Origin of the sequence: Lujinxingia litoralis (assembly GCF_003260125.1) — a bacterium.
GTDB lineage: Bacteria > Myxococcota_A > Bradymonadia > Bradymonadales > Bradymonadaceae > Lujinxingia > Lujinxingia litoralis.
In genome coordinates, this window is record NZ_QHKO01000001.1 from 701,230 (window position 1) to 718,624 (window position 17,395).

General features: G+C 63.5%; 15 protein-coding genes. 3 read left to right on the forward strand and 12 right to left on the reverse strand.

The genetic code is table 11. The features are described from left to right. Positions 1–9: 9 nt before the first annotated feature. The 5 genes from DL240_RS02920 to DL240_RS02940 all read right to left on the reverse strand — a co-directional run bounded on the left by DL240_RS02920 (position 10) and on the right by DL240_RS02940 (position 7,326). Entirely contained in the window at positions 10–1,329 is a 1,320-nt protein-coding gene (locus tag DL240_RS02920; RefSeq protein WP_199589718.1) for an aminotransferase class III-fold pyridoxal phosphate-dependent enzyme, read from the reverse strand. Positions 1,330–1,446: 117 nt separating this feature from the next. Then, the gene (locus DL240_RS02925; RefSeq protein WP_111728350.1) at positions 1,447–2,946 is read right to left on the reverse strand and encodes a CoA-acylating methylmalonate-semialdehyde dehydrogenase; all 1,500 of its coding nucleotides are present in this window, start codon (positions 2,944–2,946) and stop codon (positions 1,447–1,449) included. Between the two features lie 128 nt (positions 2,947–3,074). Beyond that, positions 3,075–4,457 (reverse strand): dihydropyrimidinase, encoded by a 1,383-nt coding sequence (hydA, locus tag DL240_RS02930; protein ID WP_111728351.1) that lies wholly within the window; start codon positions 4,455–4,457, stop codon positions 3,075–3,077. A gap of 260 nt (positions 4,458–4,717) precedes the next feature. Then, positions 4,718–6,004, reverse strand: coding sequence for an NAD-dependent dihydropyrimidine dehydrogenase subunit PreA (preA, locus tag DL240_RS02935; protein ID WP_111728352.1), 1,287 nt, complete (start codon positions 6,002–6,004; stop codon positions 4,718–4,720). Then, a complete protein-coding gene (locus tag DL240_RS02940) occupies positions 6,004–7,326 on the reverse strand; it encodes an NAD(P)-dependent oxidoreductase (protein ID WP_111728353.1) in 1,323 nt (440 codons plus the stop codon). The genes preA and DL240_RS02940 overlap by 1 nt, the downstream gene beginning before the upstream one ends. Before the next feature lie 425 nt (positions 7,327–7,751). Here DL240_RS02940 and DL240_RS02945 point away from each other — a divergent pair, with 425 nt between their 5' ends. Both DL240_RS02945 and DL240_RS02950 read left to right on the forward strand, forming a co-directional pair. Further along, on the forward strand, positions 7,752–8,840 hold the full coding sequence (locus tag DL240_RS02945) for an NADH:flavin oxidoreductase (RefSeq protein WP_111728354.1): 1,089 nt from the start codon (positions 7,752–7,754) through the stop codon (positions 8,838–8,840). A gap of 314 nt (positions 8,841–9,154) precedes the next feature. Further along, positions 9,155–9,850 carry an outer membrane beta-barrel protein gene (locus DL240_RS02950; RefSeq protein WP_158542309.1) on the forward strand — a complete coding sequence of 232 codons (696 nt, stop codon included), beginning with the start codon at positions 9,155–9,157 and terminating at the stop codon, positions 9,848–9,850. A gap of 38 nt (positions 9,851–9,888) precedes the next feature. Here the strand turns inward: DL240_RS02950 and DL240_RS02955 are convergent, their stop codons facing one another. Continuing rightward, complete coding sequence (locus DL240_RS02955) at positions 9,889–11,157, reverse strand: GTPase (RefSeq protein ID WP_111728356.1); 1,269 nt, start codon at positions 11,155–11,157, stop codon at positions 9,889–9,891. Positions 11,158–11,285: 128 nt separating this feature from the next. Between DL240_RS02955 and DL240_RS19895 the strand changes: the two genes are divergently transcribed. Beyond that, on the forward strand, positions 11,286–11,450 hold the full coding sequence (locus tag DL240_RS19895) for a hypothetical protein (protein WP_158542310.1): 165 nt from the start codon (positions 11,286–11,288) through the stop codon (positions 11,448–11,450). A 25-nt stretch (positions 11,451–11,475) separates the two neighbouring features. Here DL240_RS19895 and DL240_RS02960 read toward each other — a convergent pair whose 3' ends face one another. The 6 genes from DL240_RS02960 to dnaJ all read right to left on the reverse strand — a co-directional run bounded on the left by DL240_RS02960 (position 11,476) and on the right by dnaJ (position 17,373). Beyond that, on the reverse strand, positions 11,476–12,294 hold the full coding sequence (locus DL240_RS02960) for a class I SAM-dependent methyltransferase (RefSeq protein WP_111728357.1): 819 nt from the start codon (positions 12,292–12,294) through the stop codon (positions 11,476–11,478). Then, positions 12,291–13,295, reverse strand: coding sequence for a thiamine-phosphate kinase (gene thiL, locus DL240_RS02965; RefSeq protein ID WP_111728358.1), 1,005 nt, complete (start codon positions 13,293–13,295; stop codon positions 12,291–12,293). The genes DL240_RS02960 and thiL overlap by 4 nt, the downstream gene beginning before the upstream one ends. 64 nt (positions 13,296–13,359) lie before the next feature. After that, positions 13,360–14,184 (reverse strand): hypothetical protein, encoded by an 825-nt coding sequence (locus tag DL240_RS02970; protein WP_111728359.1) that lies wholly within the window; start codon positions 14,182–14,184, stop codon positions 13,360–13,362. A gap of 3 nt (positions 14,185–14,187) precedes the next feature. After that, positions 14,188–15,129, reverse strand: a complete 942-nt coding sequence (locus tag DL240_RS02975; RefSeq protein WP_158542311.1) for a site-2 protease family protein — start codon at positions 15,127–15,129, stop codon at positions 14,188–14,190. A 14-nt stretch (positions 15,130–15,143) separates the two neighbouring features. Beyond that, a complete protein-coding gene (locus tag DL240_RS02980; RefSeq protein ID WP_111728361.1) occupies positions 15,144–16,334 on the reverse strand; it encodes an ABC transporter substrate-binding protein in 1,191 nt (396 codons plus the stop codon). Beyond that, a complete protein-coding gene (gene dnaJ, locus DL240_RS02985; RefSeq protein ID WP_158542312.1) occupies positions 16,318–17,373 on the reverse strand; it encodes a molecular chaperone DnaJ in 1,056 nt (351 codons plus the stop codon). The genes DL240_RS02980 and dnaJ overlap by 17 nt, the downstream gene beginning before the upstream one ends. Between the last annotated feature and the right edge of the window lie 22 nt (positions 17,374–17,395).

Sequence of the window (17,395 nt, forward strand, 5' to 3'; positions counted from 1 at the left end):
ACCGCCGGATCAGCCTTCAAAGGCGGCGTCTGTGATTTCCAGCCCGCGATCAATGATCGCAAAGCCCTCTCGCAGCTGCTCCTCGCTAATGCACAGGGGAGGATTGCACATAAAACTGCCCCAGCGCACGAAGGTAAAGAGCCCATTGTCACGGAAGAACTTCCCGAGCTTGACCATGGCCGGATGACTGCCGTTATAGGGGGCCATACGCTCGCCATCGCTGTTTTTCTGCAGGTCAACCATCCCAAAGAGGCCCAGCGCCCTGCCCTCCTTAAAGGATCGGTGCCGCTCTTTGAGATGAGCCATCTCCTCGCGCATCACCGACTCCAGCCGCGCGGCGTTCTCCACCAACTTCTCGTCGCGCATCACCGCGATGGAGGCTTCGGCCGCCGAGAGCGCCAGACAATGCGAGTTGTAGGTGAGCCCACCCCAGAACATGTTCGATTTAAAGTGCTCCGCGATGGCGTCGCTCACCCCCATCGCCCCCAGCGGGGCGTAGGAGCTGGTCAGCCCCTTGGCCATCGTCACGATGTCGGGCACCACACCGTAATGCTCAAACGCAAACATCTTGCCCGTGCGGCCAAAGCCACACATCACCTCATCGCACACCAGCAAGATGCCATACTTCTCCAGCAGCGCCTTGAGCCCCTTGAGGTAGCCCTTGGGAGGAGGTTGCACGCCGTTGGTGCCCGTGACGGTCTCCACGAACATCGCCGCGATGGTCTCGGGCCCCTCATACATGATGACTTCTTCGAGGTACTGCAGGTTCCGGGCCGTCTGCTCCTCGTCGCTTTCGCCGAACGCAAAGTCGTAGGGCCGCGGGTCCATCACTTTGATAAACCCCGGCGCACCGGGCTCGTTGGCCAGGCGACGCGGGTCTCCGGTAAGCTGCATGCAGGCGTTGGTAGCGCCGTGGTAGCTGCGATAACGGCTCAAGATCTTAAAGCGCCCGGTGTAGGCGCGGGCCGCCTTGATCGCGTTCTCGTTGGCGTCGGCCCCGCCCAGGGTAAAGAAGAAAGTGTTGATATCACCCGGCACGAGTTCGGCGAGTGTCCGGGCAACGCGAGCGCGTACGGCGGTGGCCGTGCCGGGGTAGACGTAGGCGACCTGCTGAAGCTGGCGATGCATCGCCTCGATCACCCGCGGGTGACCGTGACCGATATTCACACTCATCAACTGGCTGTTGAAGTCGAGAAAGCGCTTCCCCTCCGGGGTATAGAAATACACACCTTCGGCTCGCTCAACCGGGATCGGGTCCACCTGATCTCCGGCGGACCAGGTGTACATGGTGTGCTGCTTGCAGAGCTCGATCATTTCCTGTGAGTCCATAACCATCCTCCTGAAGCAAGGGCGCTCGGCGCGCCCCGAAATGATGAAGGGCGTTGAAGCACAAGGAGAGGCCGGGCGGCGACCGAGGGGCGTCACCCGGCCTCCCCACGACACGCGTCAGGACATCCAGGTCTGATCGCTTTGCAGCTCCCACTTCACGGTGACCTTTCGGGGGCGCGTCCAGAAGCGGAACCCGTCCATACCGGTCATGTCACCGTGGCCAAACTTGCTATCGTTCCATCCCCCGAAAGCAAAAGGCTCACGGGGCACGGGCACGCCGATGTTGACGCCACACATCCCGGCCTCAAATCGGCTGAGCGCGCGCTCAGCCACCGCGCCGCTGGTGGTGTAAATGCACGCGGCGTTGCCAAAAGGGCTGGCGTTTTCGATCGCCAGCGCCTCGTCCAGCGTCGAAGTGCGAATGATGGAGAGCACCGGCCCAAAGATCTCCTCGCGCACGCAGGCCATCTCCGGCGTACAGCCGTCGATGATCGTGGGCCCCACCCAGTACCCCTCCGACCCCGGCACTGTGGCCCCTCGCCCGTCGACCAGAATCGTTGCACCGGCGGCCTCGGCCTCATCGATGTAGCGCAGAATACGCTCGCGCGACTCCTGGGAGATGATCGCCCCGATGTCCTTTCCGGGAACCAGCTCACGAGAGCGCTGGGCGACCTGCTCCACGATGTGATCGACCTCGCCCACGGCCAGCAGCACCGAGGCGGCCATGCATCGCTGTCCGGCACACCCGGTATACGAGGCCACAATATTGTCGGAGGTCACCTGAGGCGAGGCGTCGGGCACCACGACCAGGTGGTTCTTCGCGCCTCCCAGCCCCAGGACTTTTTTGCCGGTCTGGGCCCCCCGGGCGTAGAGCATCTTCGCAACCGGCGTCGATCCCACAAACGCGACCGCCTTGATGCCCTCATGATCGATGATCGTCTCAACGGCGTCTTTGCCGCCATGCACGATGTTGAGGACGCCGTCGGGGAGTCCGGCCTCCTGAAAGATCTCCGCCAGGCGCATCGCCCCGTAGGGCACCTTTTCGGAGGGCTTGAGGATAAAGGTATTGCCGGCCACCAGAGCCTGCGGAAGCATCCACAAGGGCACCATGGTGGGGAAATTAAAGGGGACGATGCCCGCGACCACGCCCAGGGGCTCATGAATCACCCGGCAGTTGACGCCGCGACTCACATCGAGCTGACCGCCATCGGCCATGTTCTGCAACGAGGCGCCCATCTCCACGCACTCGATGCCCTTGAGCACGCTGCCGCGGGCCTGGGCGATGGTCTTGCCGTTCTCGTGAGAGAGCAGCCAGGAGAGCTCATCGAGGTTGGCCTCCATCAACGCCTTAACGCGGTAGAGCACCTGGGCGCGCTCGCGTATCGGCATCGCCTTCCAGGCCGGGAGCGCGGCCGTGGCTGCCGCAAAGGCATCTTCCACATCGGCGGCGCCCGAGAACACGACCTTGCCCATCGCTTTTCCATGACGGGGGTTGATCACATCTTCGGCAGCACCACTTCGGGCCGGGCGCCATTCGCCGCCGATCCAGTTCTGAGCCTGCACATAGGGGGTGAACTCGTAGTCACGAGCATCAAAGGGAAACTTCCAACGGGTCATCGTGTTGCTCCTTCATGAGTAAGGCACCAACGGCCGCGCTCGCCAGCACGTCCAAAGACGTCTAAGCGGCGCGACCGCCAGTGGGGAGTCAAACTGCCTGGAAGTTGCGGGTACTGCCCTCATCGCGCTTAAAAGTGGGTCGGCTCTCGCTTCAAGAACTCACCGATGCCCTTCTCGCCAACGAACTCGCCATCGCGCACCTGAATCTGGCCGCGCACGGTCACCAGCGCGCAGCGCCCCTCGACCTCGCGCCCTTCAAAGGGGTTGTAGTCGACGTTCATATGATGGGTGTCCACGCTGAGCGTCTCTTTGACCGTGGGGTCGTAGACCACCAGATCCGCGTCACTTCCGATCTGAATGGTGCCCTTCTGCGGGAAGAGCCCGAAGATCCGGGCGGCCTGCGTGCTGGCAGCATCCACAAAGCGATGCAGATCGATGCGCCCTTTTTGCACGCCTTCGGTAAAGAAGACCCGCACACGATCTTCCAGCGAAGGGATCCCGTTGGGAATCAAGCAGAAGTTCTCCTCTCCCATGCGCTTCTGCGCCATATTGAAGGGAGCATGATCGCTGCCGAGCGTGGCGATCATGCCCTTATCAAAGCCCGCCCACAGGGGGGCCTGGTTGCGCTTATCGCGAAGCGGCGGACTCATCACGAACTTCGCGCCCTCGAAGTTCGGACGTTCGGCATCGCGATGATCAAGGACCAGGTGCTGAATCAGGGTCTCAATCCAGATATTGGCTCCCTGAAGCTGAGCTTCGACCGCCTCCTTGAGCGCTTCTTCGCAGGAGAGGTGCACGATGTAACCGTGTGCCCCGGTGACCCGGGCCATCGCACAGAAGTGACGCGTGCCCTCGGCTTCCACAAAGGTCGGACGGCTGGGCTCATGCCACTCCGGACCGAGCTTGCCCTCGTCGACGAGCTTCTTCTGAAGCGTATCGATCATCTCGGAGTTCTCGCAGTGGGCGGTGACCACCACGCCGAGTTCCCTGGCGAGCTTCATCACGCCGAGCAGCGCCTCGTCATCCACCCCCAGCGCGCCACCGTAGGCCAGAAAGACCTTGAAGCTGGCCACGCCCCGGCTGACGATCTCGCGCAGCTCCCGCTCCACCTCGTCATCAAAGCGTGTAATGGCCATGTGCCAGGTAAAGTCGGAGCAGGCCTTGCCCTGGGAGGCTTCCTGCCAGGTCTTAAACGCGCTGAGCGGCGACTCATCGCGGTTCGGAATGCAGAAATCAATCAGCGTGGTCGTGCCGCCACAGAGCGCCGCGATCGTAGCCGACTCGTAGTCATCGGCGGCAAAGGTCCCCATAAACTCCATGCGAACGTGGGTATGAGGATCAATAAAGCCCGGGAACACAAACTTGCCCCGGGCGTCATATTCCTCGGTCCCCTGAGGCACCTGGAGTTCCTGACCGATCGCTTTAATTCGGCCATGTTCACAATAGATATCCGCCACATAGCGTTGGCTGGCGGTGACGATCTCTCCGTTTCGAATCACAAGGTTCGACATCAACTCCTCCTGGAATCACGTGCCCTCCCGACGTTCGGAAGACCACGCCTGGGGTTCCGGGGCGATGCGGCGAGGGGGCGGCTTTTCATGAGCCGATCCCTCGCCGCGACATAGTATCAAGGTGGGTTGGCAAGCAGACGAGTTCCGCGCACAGCGTTCGCTCGTCCCCCATCGCCACCACCGGGCGCTTCAAACTCACGAGGGCCTGCCGCCGCTCTCCGCGCGAATGTTAGGTCTGCACACCGGCGGATGCTCGCCGCTCAATCGTGCACCGGGCGCGGCGCCAGTGTGCCATTTCCGCTCGTCACGTCTTCCCAGCTGCAGCGCTCAAAGTCGTTGGGAATCTCGACCATCTCAATGCAGCCATCGACCGGGCAGACCAGACTGCAAAGGTTGCACCCCACGCAGGCGTCAGGCTTGACCTCCACGTAGGTACGGCCATCGGCGCGGCGCTCCGAGAAGATAGCCTGGTGAGCTCCGTCTTCGCAGGCGGTGTAGCAGAGTCCGCAGCCGATGCATTTATCCTGATCGATGCGCGCGTTGATCACGTAGTTCAGGTCGAGTTCTTTCCACTCATGGATGCGTTCAACGCTGGCTCCACGCAGCTCATCCAGGGTCATGCCTCGCTCGTCCAGGAAGTTGGAGACCCCATCGCACAAATCTTCGATGATGCGGAAGCCATAGTGCATCACCGCCGTGCACACCTGAACCGAGCTGGCGCCCAGCGCAATGAACTCCACCGCGTCCTTCCAGTTGCTCACGCCGCCAATCCCGCTGATTGGCAGGTGCGCGGTCTGGGGATCGGTGGCGATCTGCGACACCATGTTCAGCGCAATGGGTTTAACCGCCGGACCGCAGTAGCCTCCGTGAGACGACCATCCCGCCACCGTGGGGCGAGGCGCGAGCGTATCGAGGTCGAGCCCGATAATGCTGTTGATGGTGTTGATGAGGCTTACCCCATCAGCCCCGCCTTCCAGTGCCGCCCGCGCCGGATAACGCACATCGGCGACGTTCGGTGTCAGTTTGACCAGCACCGGCACGCTCGCCACCTCTTGCACCCATTCGGTGATCTGGCGGGTGTACTCCGGCACCTGTCCCACCGCCGAGCCCATCCCACGCTCGCTCATCCCGTGGGGGCAACCGAAGTTCAGCTCCAGCCCGTCGGCGCCGGCATCCTGCGACTTTTTGACGATATCGTGCCAGGCTTCGCGAGTGGCCTCGACCATCAAGCTGACGATGATGGCGTTGTTCGGAAAGCGCTTTTTAACCTCGTAAATCTCGCGCAAGTTCACATCGAGCGGGCGATCGGTGATGAGTTCAATATTATTGAAGCCCATCATCTTCACACCGTTGTAGTCGAGCGCTCCGTAACGGGACCAGGTGTTGACGATGGGCTGACCGTCGGTGAGGGTCTTCCAGACCGCCCCACCCCACCCGGCCTCAAAGGCGTTGGCGACCTGGTAGCCGGTGTTGGTGGGCGGCGCCGAGGCCAACCAGAAAGGGTTGGGCGATTTAATGCCCGCAGTCGTGCAGCTAAGATCGGCCATTACCGGGCTCCTTCAAGAGTTTGATGGATGCTCTGGGCGGCGCGCTTGCCTTCAGCCACCGCGTTCACCACTTCCTGTCCTCCGCTCACGCAATCGCCTCCGGTCCAGAGGCGTTCGACGCTGGTGCGGCCATCCTCGTCGGCGATCACGCGTCCCCTATCATCGACTTCCAGACCTTCGAGCTGCTCGAAAAACGCCCGATGTTTCGCCTGGCCGGTGGCCCGAAACACGCGATCCACCTCCAGCACAAAATCACTGCCCGGCACGGGTTCCAGGCCGCCCTGCGCGTCGCTGCGCGTCTTCTGGCATTTCAAGCCGATGACGCGCCCGTACTCCCCGAGGATCTCGGCGGGCGCCGCCTCCAGTACGAAAATGCCGCCGTCTCGCCGGGCGAGTTCCTGCTCGTGGGCGTAGGCCCCCATGCGCTCGCGGGTACGCCGGTAGACCAGGTACACGCGCTCGGCGCCCAGGCGGCTGGCCTGTGTCACGGCATCAATCGCGGTATTTCCGCCGCCGATGACGGCGACGCTCAGACCTTTAAGTGAGACCTCCTCTTTGGGTCGGGTCTTAAGCTCCGCGATAAAGTCGAGCGCGTCCTGGCTCCCCTCAAGGTCTTCGCCGGGGATGCCGATGGCCGACACGCCGTCGAGCCCAACCCCCATGAAGACCGCGTCGAAGTCCTCAAAAAGCGACGCCAGCGGGATATCTTTACCGACCTCGGTGTTGCACTGAACGTTCACCCCGAGCTCTTTAACCCAGGCGATCTCAGCCAACGCCGTAGCGTAGTCCATTTTGTAATCGGCGATCCCGTAAGTGTTGAGGCCGCCAGGCTCCGAGGCCTTCTCAAACGCAACCACTTCATACCCCAGCTGCGCCAGCTCCGCGGCGCAGCCCAGACTCGCCGGCCCCGCCCCAATGCAGGCCACCCGACGCCCGTTGGGAGGCGCCGACTGAAAGAGAGGCTTCTGTCCGAGCACCACCGGGTCGGTAGCGTAACGCTGCAGTCTCCCGATCTGAATCGGCTCCTCATGCAGGTCGTGGAGCACGCATGCCCCCTCGCAGAGCTCCTCAGTCGGACACACCCGAGCGCAGGAGGCGCCCAGAATGTTAGCCTCCAGAATCACCCGGGCGGAGCCGCGCAGGTTGTCGTGGGCGATCTTTTTGATAAAGCTCGGAACGTCGATGCTTGTAGGGCAGGCCCGGGTGCAGGGCGCGTCGTAGCAGTTTAAGCAACGGTTGGCCTCTACCAGCGCCGCGCCTCGATCCATGAGGGGCTTGTAATCAGCAAAGGGCGATATCCTCAGCCCGGCTTCGTCCGCCATTGAGGTGCCTCGTCGGTTGGGGTGGGTGCATGTCCGCAAACGATCCAGCCGGCCCCTGCCTCAACAGGCAAGGCCCCACGGGGTCGCGGCCACAGACTTCGCGGCCAGAAGCGTACCGGACGTCATTGCACGTGCGTGAACGAACTCATTGAATTGAAGACGCCCAAGGTACGCAGTGAAAACTCGACCTGTCAAACCCGCGTCCCCTCCTTTCGCGAGTCGGTCGATGGCGGGCCCATGTTTACCCCTGATCTCACAGGGATCAATGCCGATGTTTTTATGTCCCTCGTGCCGGCGACGCTCTCGTCTGCCAAGGTATCGCCGGACGATACGCCGGTGGACGACCACACGAGCGTTCGCACGTTGAGAGTTCGAAGCGACCTGCCGCCGCTCTGCGCGCCGCCTTTTTTGGGAGTATCCCGCTGATGTCGAAGTCTTCCGTCGATGCCCTCTTCGCCCCGCTGACCTTTCGCGGCGGACGCCAGGCCAACAATCGTCTATGGCTTGCCCCACTGACCAACCAGTCGAGCCACGAGGATGGCTCTCTTTCGAACGATGAGCTGCGCTTTCTTACAGCTCGCGCCGCAGGGGGCTTCTCGGTGATCGAGTCCTGCGCGACGCATGTCTCCCTGGAGGGCCAGGGCTGGCCGGGTGAGTTTGGCATCTTCGAGGATCGCCTCATCGACGACTGGCGTCGGGTGGCCGAGGCGATTCATGCGCATGACGCGTTGCTCATCCCGCAGATCTTTCACGCTGGTGAGCGCGCCAACGCGCAGGTCTCCGGCAGGCAGGCATGGTCGGCGAGCGGTGACGAGGAAAATAACGTCCGCCCGGCCACGCTTCTCGATATCCAGAACGTTATCGAAGCCTTCGCCCGGGCCACTCGCCGCGCCCTGGCAGCCGGAGCCGATGGTGTGGAGTTGCACGGGGCGCACGGCTATCTGCTCTGCCAGTTTTTGAGCCCGACTCGAAATCACCGCAACGACCGCTACGGCGGCACACTTGAGAATCGCGCGCGGCTGATTCGCGAGGTCATGCGCGCCTGTCGAGCCGAAGTTCCCGCGGACTTCATCGTCGGGGTGCGCCTCTCACCGGAAGACTTCGGGGCGACGGTCGGCATCGACATCGACGACGCGATTCAGACCGCGACATGGCTTACAGAAGACGGCGCTGACTTTATCCACATCTCCCTCTGGGACGTCTTCCAAACATCCAAGAAGTATCCCGACACCCACCCGCTCACGCTCTTTCGGGCCGCACTTCCTCAGGATGTTCCACTGATCACGGCCGGCCACATCTGGACGGTAGACGATGCCCTGCAGACCCTGGCGCGAGGGGCAGATGCCGTAGCCCTCGGGCGCTCGGCGATCGCGAATCCGGACTGGCCCCGTCAGGCGCACCGGCCCCAGAACTCGCCACGCCGCCCTCCTCTGAGCCCCGAAGAGTTGGCCGAGCGCGGACTCGGCCCGGCCTTTATCGACTACATGCGACGCTGGCAAGGATTCGTGCGCTGAGCACCGCCGACGCGTAGTTGAATTCGGATCCGGGCATCACCATACTTCGATGCGCCGGTGCAGCGAGCAGGCTCGAAGTTCCGCTCCGTGGGCTGCGTTCGGGACGCCTCTCTCACAAGCATGCCAGGTCCCGGGCCTGTCGCGTTCACGGCCTGAGTCCTTGTTCACTTCCCGAAACCCTCCCCGCGCAGGTGACCCCGAGAGCCACCATTCGCAGCGCTCTCCGGACTCCTGCGCGATCCTCTGCTTCCTGATGCCCGCCCCCCGGGAAGCCCCCGCTGTTTGGAACCAGCTTTTACTCTCGGAGATGGATGATGAAGACCAGAATGACACTCGCTTTTCTTACGCTCGCCATGACGACGCTGACTCTGGCCGCACCGGCCACGGCGCAGACCACGCCATTTGGCACCGAACTCTCGGAGCCCGCGCGCCTGAAATCGGCGTTTCGCGCCGGTCGCTGGAATGCGGGCATCGATTCGAGCTTCGCCCGCACCAGTGCCACCAATGAGCTTCCCAGCGGCCAGGAAGCAAGCGACTCCACCCTCTTTTTAAGGCTCGACGCAAGCGTCGGTGTCATGGTCGTCAAGCGCCTGGAGGTCGGCGCAAACATCGGCCTCCTGGCCAGACGCCTCAACCGTGACGAGGCCGCAGCCGCCACGGAGACGGCTCTCACGGTTCAACCCATGGCGCGTTACCACATGCCGATGACCGATCGCTTTTCCACCCACGTTCAACTCTCGCTCGGCCCCTACTTCGGTGGAAGCTCCCGCGAGGTCACCGTGCTCGAAGGCACCTCCGCTCGTGAGGTCGAGGAGCGCACCAGCACCCTGGGGTTCATGCTCTCCACCGGACTGGGGGTGGGCTACCGCGTCTCCGAAGGTCTGCAGATCCGTTTTGGTGTGGACATGACCTGGCTCTGGGGACGAGAGAGCATCGCCACGCTCGATGAGTCACTGAGTGTGAAAACCACCCATCTGGGCACCAGCGCCGGACTTCGCTACTTCTTCTGAGTCGGCGACCAACGTCTGGCCGACCGCACCATCGAGGGCTAGCCCTCGATGGTGCGGTGGTATTCATCTTCGGCGTCTTTCTTTTTCTTTTTAAAGAGCTTACGCGCCTTCTCGGTGTTCACGCCGTCGATGAAGTAGGCCGCTGCAGCCTGCCCCACGGCCCGGGTACCGGCGAAGGCAATCGCCGCAGACCCCGCACTTCCCAGGCCGGGCATCACCTTGAGCAGCCCCCGGGCCACCTCGCGAAGGGCCATCGCCGCTCCCACATTGGCGCCGATGGCCCCGAGAAACTCCGCCGCGGTGCGCAGCTCAATCTTGCGGCCGGCGACATAGCCGATACCCACCACCAGACTGACCTGAAGTGAGGTAATGGGGCCAATATCGGCCAGAGGAATCGGAGTGAGCGCCACCCCGGCGGCAATGCCAGCAACCACCGCTGTGAGTCGGTCCGCCATCCGATGTTGCAAGGCCCGAACCTGGCTGAGCCGCACGAACTCTACACGGGCCTGCTCCGGCAGCTCATCGAGTAAAAAATCAAGCAACTCCTCAATGCGCCAGCGCTCATCCGCGCGGCGAGTTCCGTCGCGACGCCAGGATTGATACGCCGAGACGCCGTGCACTCCGACGAGCTGATCGCGAAGTCCATCACGCCCGCGCATCTTCTGGTACAGGTCCTGCTCAATGCGCTGAACGCGGGCGAGCTTCTCCTGGAGATCTACGTCGTCTTCTTGCTCGGGCTCATGAAGGCGCACGTTTTTGGGCTCCAGTTCATCGCAGTGCGTGATCACCGCGACCACCGGCACCGGGAAGCCAAAATGCCGGCGCACCAGCCCGCTGATCGCCTCCAGACCGTCGAGATCCGCGTCGACAGCCGCATCGACCTCCTTGGCCTTGATCAAAAAGAGCAGTGCATCGGGGGCCTTTTGCTCAATCGCCTCCGAGATGCTTGCCACGACACCGACCCCCTGTTCCGCCTCGGCCGGGGTACTGCCCTCCTGCAACCCCCGAGTGTCAAGCAGCTCAAGTGTGCCCAACGCTCCCTGGTACGACCACCAGGTCCCACGGCCGGTGGTCGCCTTTTCATGCCCCACTTCAGCCACCGACTCGCCGAAGATCGCGTTGACCAGCGAGGATTTTCCAGCCCCTCGCCGCCCCACCAACACAAAGCGGGGTGGTCGCTGTTCAAAGAGCAGTTCGCGCAGCTCTTTGAGATGATCGCGTAGCTTACGCGCGACCGGTTCGGGCACCTTGTCGAGCATCTCTTCGATGCGCATGACCTGCTCGGTGAGTTCCTCGCGCAGCGTCATCTTCACCTCCAGTGGGGGGCCGGGCTGCTATACGGCACTGGCGTTGTGCCTACGTTTGCCAGCGTCGAGTGTCTACCGGCGTCACGACCTCGAACCGTCATTCACCTCAATGTCGCATCGAGGGTGTTATGGAAGTCAACGTAGCTACCGTGCTCTTCATCGCCATCCCAGTCGTTCTACTGGCGCTGGGCTTTGTCGCAGTTCTCACCAAAGAGAAGCGGGACCAGACCGACAAGCCCGAGTCCAAGATCGGCGATCCGGAACTTCAAGATCTACCGCCCTTTCACGACTGAGCCTCAGACCTTTCACGACTGAGCCTCAGACGCGACGCGCGCGAAGAAGCACCGCCTCAACCTGTGTATTGACCGTGCCGTCGCGCCAGTAGGTGTCGATGGCCCTGGCGACGTAGCGGAGCACCGCGTCGCGCTCCGAGGCCCGAATCGCCCCACTCCAATGCGGGAAGAAGGTCTCCTGAATCAGCGGCGAATAAAGAAAGTCCCGCCCTCCGGAGAAGGAAAGCTCCCAGCGCACCTGCTCAAGCTCTACCTCGTGCAGGCCTCGCTTGCGCGAGAGCTGCGCCAGATCCGACGCCGTGATCAACGTACGCTCGCGCAGCTCTCCCAGGCGCTCCAACACATCGTGGAGCCCCAGCGCTCGCAGCGCTTCGTCGAGAAGATCATAAAACTGAGGAAAGCTCGCGCTTGTGGGAGCTGCCGCCACAACGCTGCCGCCACTGGCGCAGACCCGGGCAAGCTCCGCAAGCCCTTCATCAAGCTGCCGCCGCGTCACCAGACCATGGAGGCAGACCGTCGCCCCGAAAACCCCATCGGCGTAAGCGAGCGCATTGCCCCGCTGCTGCACAAAAAACACCCGGCGCTGATCGGATTCTGCCACGCGTTCGCGCGCGGCATCCAGCATGGCACTGGAGGAATCCAGAGCCATCAAACGCGTATCTTCCGGCAAACGCTTCAGCCAGCGCGCCACCACCTCACCGCAACGCGACTCCACCGAAAGCGCGGTACTTCCCTCAACCTCGGGAAGCGCATCGGCACAGGCGTCGAGCAACGGCACGGTCCAGAGACGTTCGACAACCTGGCGATGTGCGCCGACCATCGGATTCTCAGCCGTCTGGCTCATGACGCTCCGAAATGTCGATAGCCGCCCTGCTCAAAGACGATGACCTCGCCATCCGCCCCCAACACCATCAACCCCTCTTCGGGCGCGCGTATCTCGCCGATGTCATGCACTTCCCAGCTATGACGCCGTGCCATGTCCCAGATCTTGGGCATGCGCGAGGGAGGAATGGTCATCAAGAGTTCGTAATCATCCCCGCCGGTGAGCATGAGCTTGAGAATATCAACCCCATACTGCTCGCGAAGCATCACCAACTCCGGATGATGAGGCAGGCTGTAGGCCTCCAGCCTGGCACCAACCTCGCTGGCGCGAAGCACATGCCCCAGGTCCTGAACCACACCGTCGCTGACATCGATCATCGCCGAGGGCACGCCATAAAGCCCCAGCAGCGCGCCGGCGCGTACCTGAGCACCGGGGCGCCGATGCGCGCGCAGCGCGCAGGGGAAGGACTCCGCCGGCGCGTCCATCTCGCCCGAAAGGAGCGCGAGCCCCGCGGCTGCCAGACCGGTCTGTCCCATCAAGACGATACGGTCCCCGGGCACCGCCCCGCGACGCAACACCGGCCCGGCCGGAGAGGCCTCTCCCATCAGGGTCAACGTCAACACAATCGGACCGTGAGTCGCACTCAGGTCACCACCGCCAGCGGAGACCTCAAAACTCCCGGGAACCAGCGCATCGGCCGCCTTACGAATGCCCGAAAGCACACCTTCTACCCAGGCGGGATCCAGGTCAGCTGGCAGCGCCATCGAAAGAAAGAACGCCCCGGGCCCGCCCCCCATCGCCGCGATATCGCTGAGGTTACTCGCAAGCAACTTCCAGCCTACGTCCTCCGGACTACTCCAGTCCCGGCGAAAATGGACGCCCTCCACCATGGTATCCATCGTCACCAGGTCGAAGCGGCCCGGATCCAGCACCGCACCGTCATCGCCAATGCCCACGGCGACGCCTTCGGGCGAACCAAAGAGTTCTGCGATGCGCGCGATCAGTTCAAATTCTGTGGTCATCGAACACGACCCGGCTCAGGGACGTAAGGTTGGGCGGCACTGCAACGTGCAAAACTTGCAAGTCTTAGCATTTATCCCAAAAGACTGCTGATAACAAAAGTAAAATCACAGCGCACATCGCCAGGGTGATCCCCATCAGCACACCGCGCACCTTCTCGACGTCGTTGCCAAAACTCTCGGCGCTGGCCGCCGCCTGACTGGCCGCAATCGTCACCCGCGCCTGCAACGCGAGCGCCAGATGGCGCAGCGCATCAAGAGCTCCGGGGTGCTCGGGATGGGCCACCAGAAAACGTCTCAATCGGCGTATCCCCTCTTCGACCATCCCCTCATCAGCCGCCAGACGGGAGAACACCTCCAGCGCCTCGGCGTCACCGGCCTCGGCCCGATCCCAGAGGGCGTTGAAGCGTAGAAAGACCTCCGCTCGTTCCTCGGACACCTGCTCCCAGGGGGCCTGCCCCGGGGCAAATCGTGCGGCTTCGACAAGGCTCAGCCCGCAGCGCCGGCAGTGTTCGTCATCTCCGGTCAGATGAGCACACTTTGGACAACGCTTCCCCGGTCCCGGCTCCGGCACCAGGCGAGCCATGGCTTCATCAAGTAGCACGGCCCTGGCCAGCGGCAAGTATCCCGGACGCGCATCGGCAAGCTCGCTGGCAGCACGAGGCGAACTCGCCACAGCCCGCCCGGATGCCCGGGCCACAGGCCCCGGGGCACGCCCGCTGGCCTGACCATCGCGCTGCTGCGCATCATCCAAGCCCTCGGCCCCCGGCGACCCCACCTCCAGGAGGTTGGCATGTCCACAGCCGGCGCACACAAGCTCCAGTCCGCGCGCTCCCGGCCGGACCTCAGCCGCCGGGCCTACCTCTCTGCATGCTTCGCAGCGTATCTCCATGGCTTACTCCTGAAGGCTCTGCGCGACCATCTCCACCACCGAGTCGACCTCGACCGGAGCCGGGGTCACAGTCAGCACGAACATCAAAGCCCCGGCGCCCAGCATCCAGGCGCGCCTCAAGGGCAACGTGGGGCCTTGAAGCATCGGTGGGTGTACCAGCCCCATCGCTCCCAATAATGCCGCAAAGAGCAACCATCCGGGAAAGACCAGAACCCCCATCGCCACCAGCAGCACCGCGCCCGCATAACTCACGTAGCGCGCGCGTTGACCGAGCACCGAGTAGACCAGATGCCCACCATCCAACTGACCGATGGGCAGGAGGTTAAGCGAGGTCAACAGACACCCGACCCAACCGGCCAACGCCACCGGATGTAACGCCAATTCCTGGGAGTCCGGCAACGCCCCGTGATGCAGATAGATCATCGCCTGCATCAGAAGGCTGTCCCCCAGGCGCATCACATCGCCGCCGTCCCCGGCGCTCACCGGAGCAACATCGGAGAGACCGACCCCCACCAGCAGCACAGCCACGGTCACCACAAAACCAGCCACCGGCCCCCAGCCCGCCACGGCCGTGAGATCGGCCGCCGATGCGCGATGCCACTTCAAGCGAATGAAGGCTCCGAAACTTCCAAAGAAGGGCACCATCCCCATCCCGGGGATCGGCCCGATCCCGGGGAGAAGGTAGGGGCGGCTCGCGGGCACTCCGCGCTGGCGAGCGCTCAGGTAGTGCCCCAGTTCATGGGCGGCAACGATGCTAAAGAGGCACCCGGCGTAGGCCGCGGCCAGCTTCATCGGCGCGCTGGCCAGCCACGCATCGAGATAAAAAGGGTCCAGCCCCTGCGCATAGATGCCGGCGGCAAACATGGTGATTAGACTGATCCCCGCCAGCAGCACTTGCCACCTTGCCGAGCCCTCCACACTCTCGGCGCTCTCTTTGGAAGGCATCCCCTCTCCTGCGCTCATGGCCGTCCCTCTAGCTCTTCGTCACGCAGCGGTACCCACCGACCTCCTTCGATTACGCGCATCGCCCGGGGCTCGCGCAGCGGCGCCCCATCGCGCTCGAAGCGCCAGCGTCCGCTCACCCCCTCAAACCCCGGAGAAGAAAGCAGACGCTCCCGGGAGCGTGCACCGCCGGGCAAGGATCCCACCATCCGCACCAGGTCGTAGACCTCGGCCTCCACTGTCGTTGGCTCTCGTTCAAAATGAACTTCGAACGCGAGGACAAACGCCTCGGCGGCACCTCCCTCCTCAATCCCTCCGAAGGTATCGAAGAAGAGCGCGCCGCTGAGTTCGTCGGCAGCGTGACTCAGGCGTTGGCCGCGCCAGCCCGCCAGTCCCAGGAGCTGCGCACCCTGGAGTGCCGGCTCCCGCGCGATGAAGGGAGCCTGGCGGGCGACCGCATCGTCGAAGTCCGCGATCAACAGGAGATCCAGCTGCACAATCTGCCGACGCCCCACCCGGACACTCTTCCAGCGATCGGCACGCCTTCCCGCAATCGACCGTCCGGGCCTCAAACGCGCCCGGGCTCCCAGCAAGGTCTCGATCACCGGTGCAAACTGGGTCTGCCCTTCATCGTAACGCGCCAACGCCTCCACCCGACCGCCGAAGCCGGTCCAGGCGCGTACAAACCCCAGCGCAGCCTCTTCCCCGTACTCAGAATCCGGCGCCAACACCCCGACCGCAGCCTCGGGCCACCAGGCGTAGGCCCGACGCGCAGCATAAGCGGCCTGTTCACCAACGCTCATTCGCGCCCGAAACGCCCAGGGGGAGCGTAACTCCAGCCCCTCCGCCCCCGAGAGCAGCAACGCCGGAATCCCTGCCCGGGCGCTCCAGGCCGCCACCACCGGCGCCCGGCTCTCGCGCAGCGGCCCGATCATCCCCACCACGCCCTCGGTCTGGAGGACATCGCCCAGCGCCCGGCTCAGCGCGTCGGGCCCGGCCTCGCTGTCGACCACGATCAACCCGACCTCGGCGTCAACGGCGGCCCAACGCATCACCTCTTCGAGCTGCGCCCCGACCCCGGCCAACGCGCCGCTTCGGGGGAGCACTGCCACCACCGTCGACGTTTGCTCGGCGTGGGCGTCGGCTCCCCGCACATTCAGGGCAAGCACCAGCGTCAGCGCCAGCACTGTCTTAACGAAAAATGTCACGAACCTTCCCTAAGAGCCCCCGGCGCAATCCACCTTTCTTCTGAGATGATGGCGAGCTACTTTCGGGCGAGGCCACCCGCACCCGCACATACATATCCCCGCGCGTCTTCCCATCGCGTGACATAAACCCCTGTCCGCGCAGCCGGAGCACTCGCCCCTCCTGAGTACCGGGTGGCAACTTCATCACCACCTCCCCATCAAGCGTGGCCACATCGATTTTTGCGCCGATGGAGGCCTCGGTAAAGCTCACCCGGAGGTCACGATGCACGTCGAGGTCATCTCGCTCAAAGATCGGGTGCGCTTTAAGCTGAACCTCTACCAACAGGTCCCCGGCGCGTCCTCCGGAACTCCCGGGCTCACCTTTGCCCTCCCAGCGCAGGGTCTGCCCCTGGTCAACCCCGCGCGGAACGGCAATCTCCACAACTTCGAGGGTGTCTGTCGTCCCCGTGCCCTGACAGCTCTTGCACGGGACTTCGATGACCCGACCCCGGCCCTGACAACGCTTGCAGTCGCGCATCAGAGAGAAAAACCCCTGCTGAGAGCGCACCTGACCGCTTCCCTGACAGCTCTCACAGGTCCGCACACGGGTGCCGGGCTCACCGCCCTTGCCTTCGCAGCGCACGCACACCTGCTTGCGGGGCACCCGCACCGCGCGCCGACCGCCCAGGTGGGCCTCTTCCAGACTCAGCTCCATGCGCACGCGAATATCTGCCCCCCGCGTTGCGCGCGTGGCACTGCGTGTCGCCCCGCCGAAGACCGAATTCAGCACCTCAAAAAGGTCGCCAAATCCCTCAAACGAAGGCCCCCCCATCCGATTGACGCCCCCCATACGTCCGGAGCGGTCGTAGGCCGCCCGCCGTGCCGGATCGCTAAGCACCTCGTAGGCCTGAGCGACCTCCTTAAAGCGCTCCTCGGCCCGGGCGTCTCCCGGATTTTGATCGGGGTGGTAACGCAACGCCAGCCGGCGATACGCTTTTTTGATCGTCGCGTGGTCCGCATCGCTACGAACTTCGAGCACCTGATAAAGATCTACGTTCATAAGTTTGATTTTGCGTCGGTTC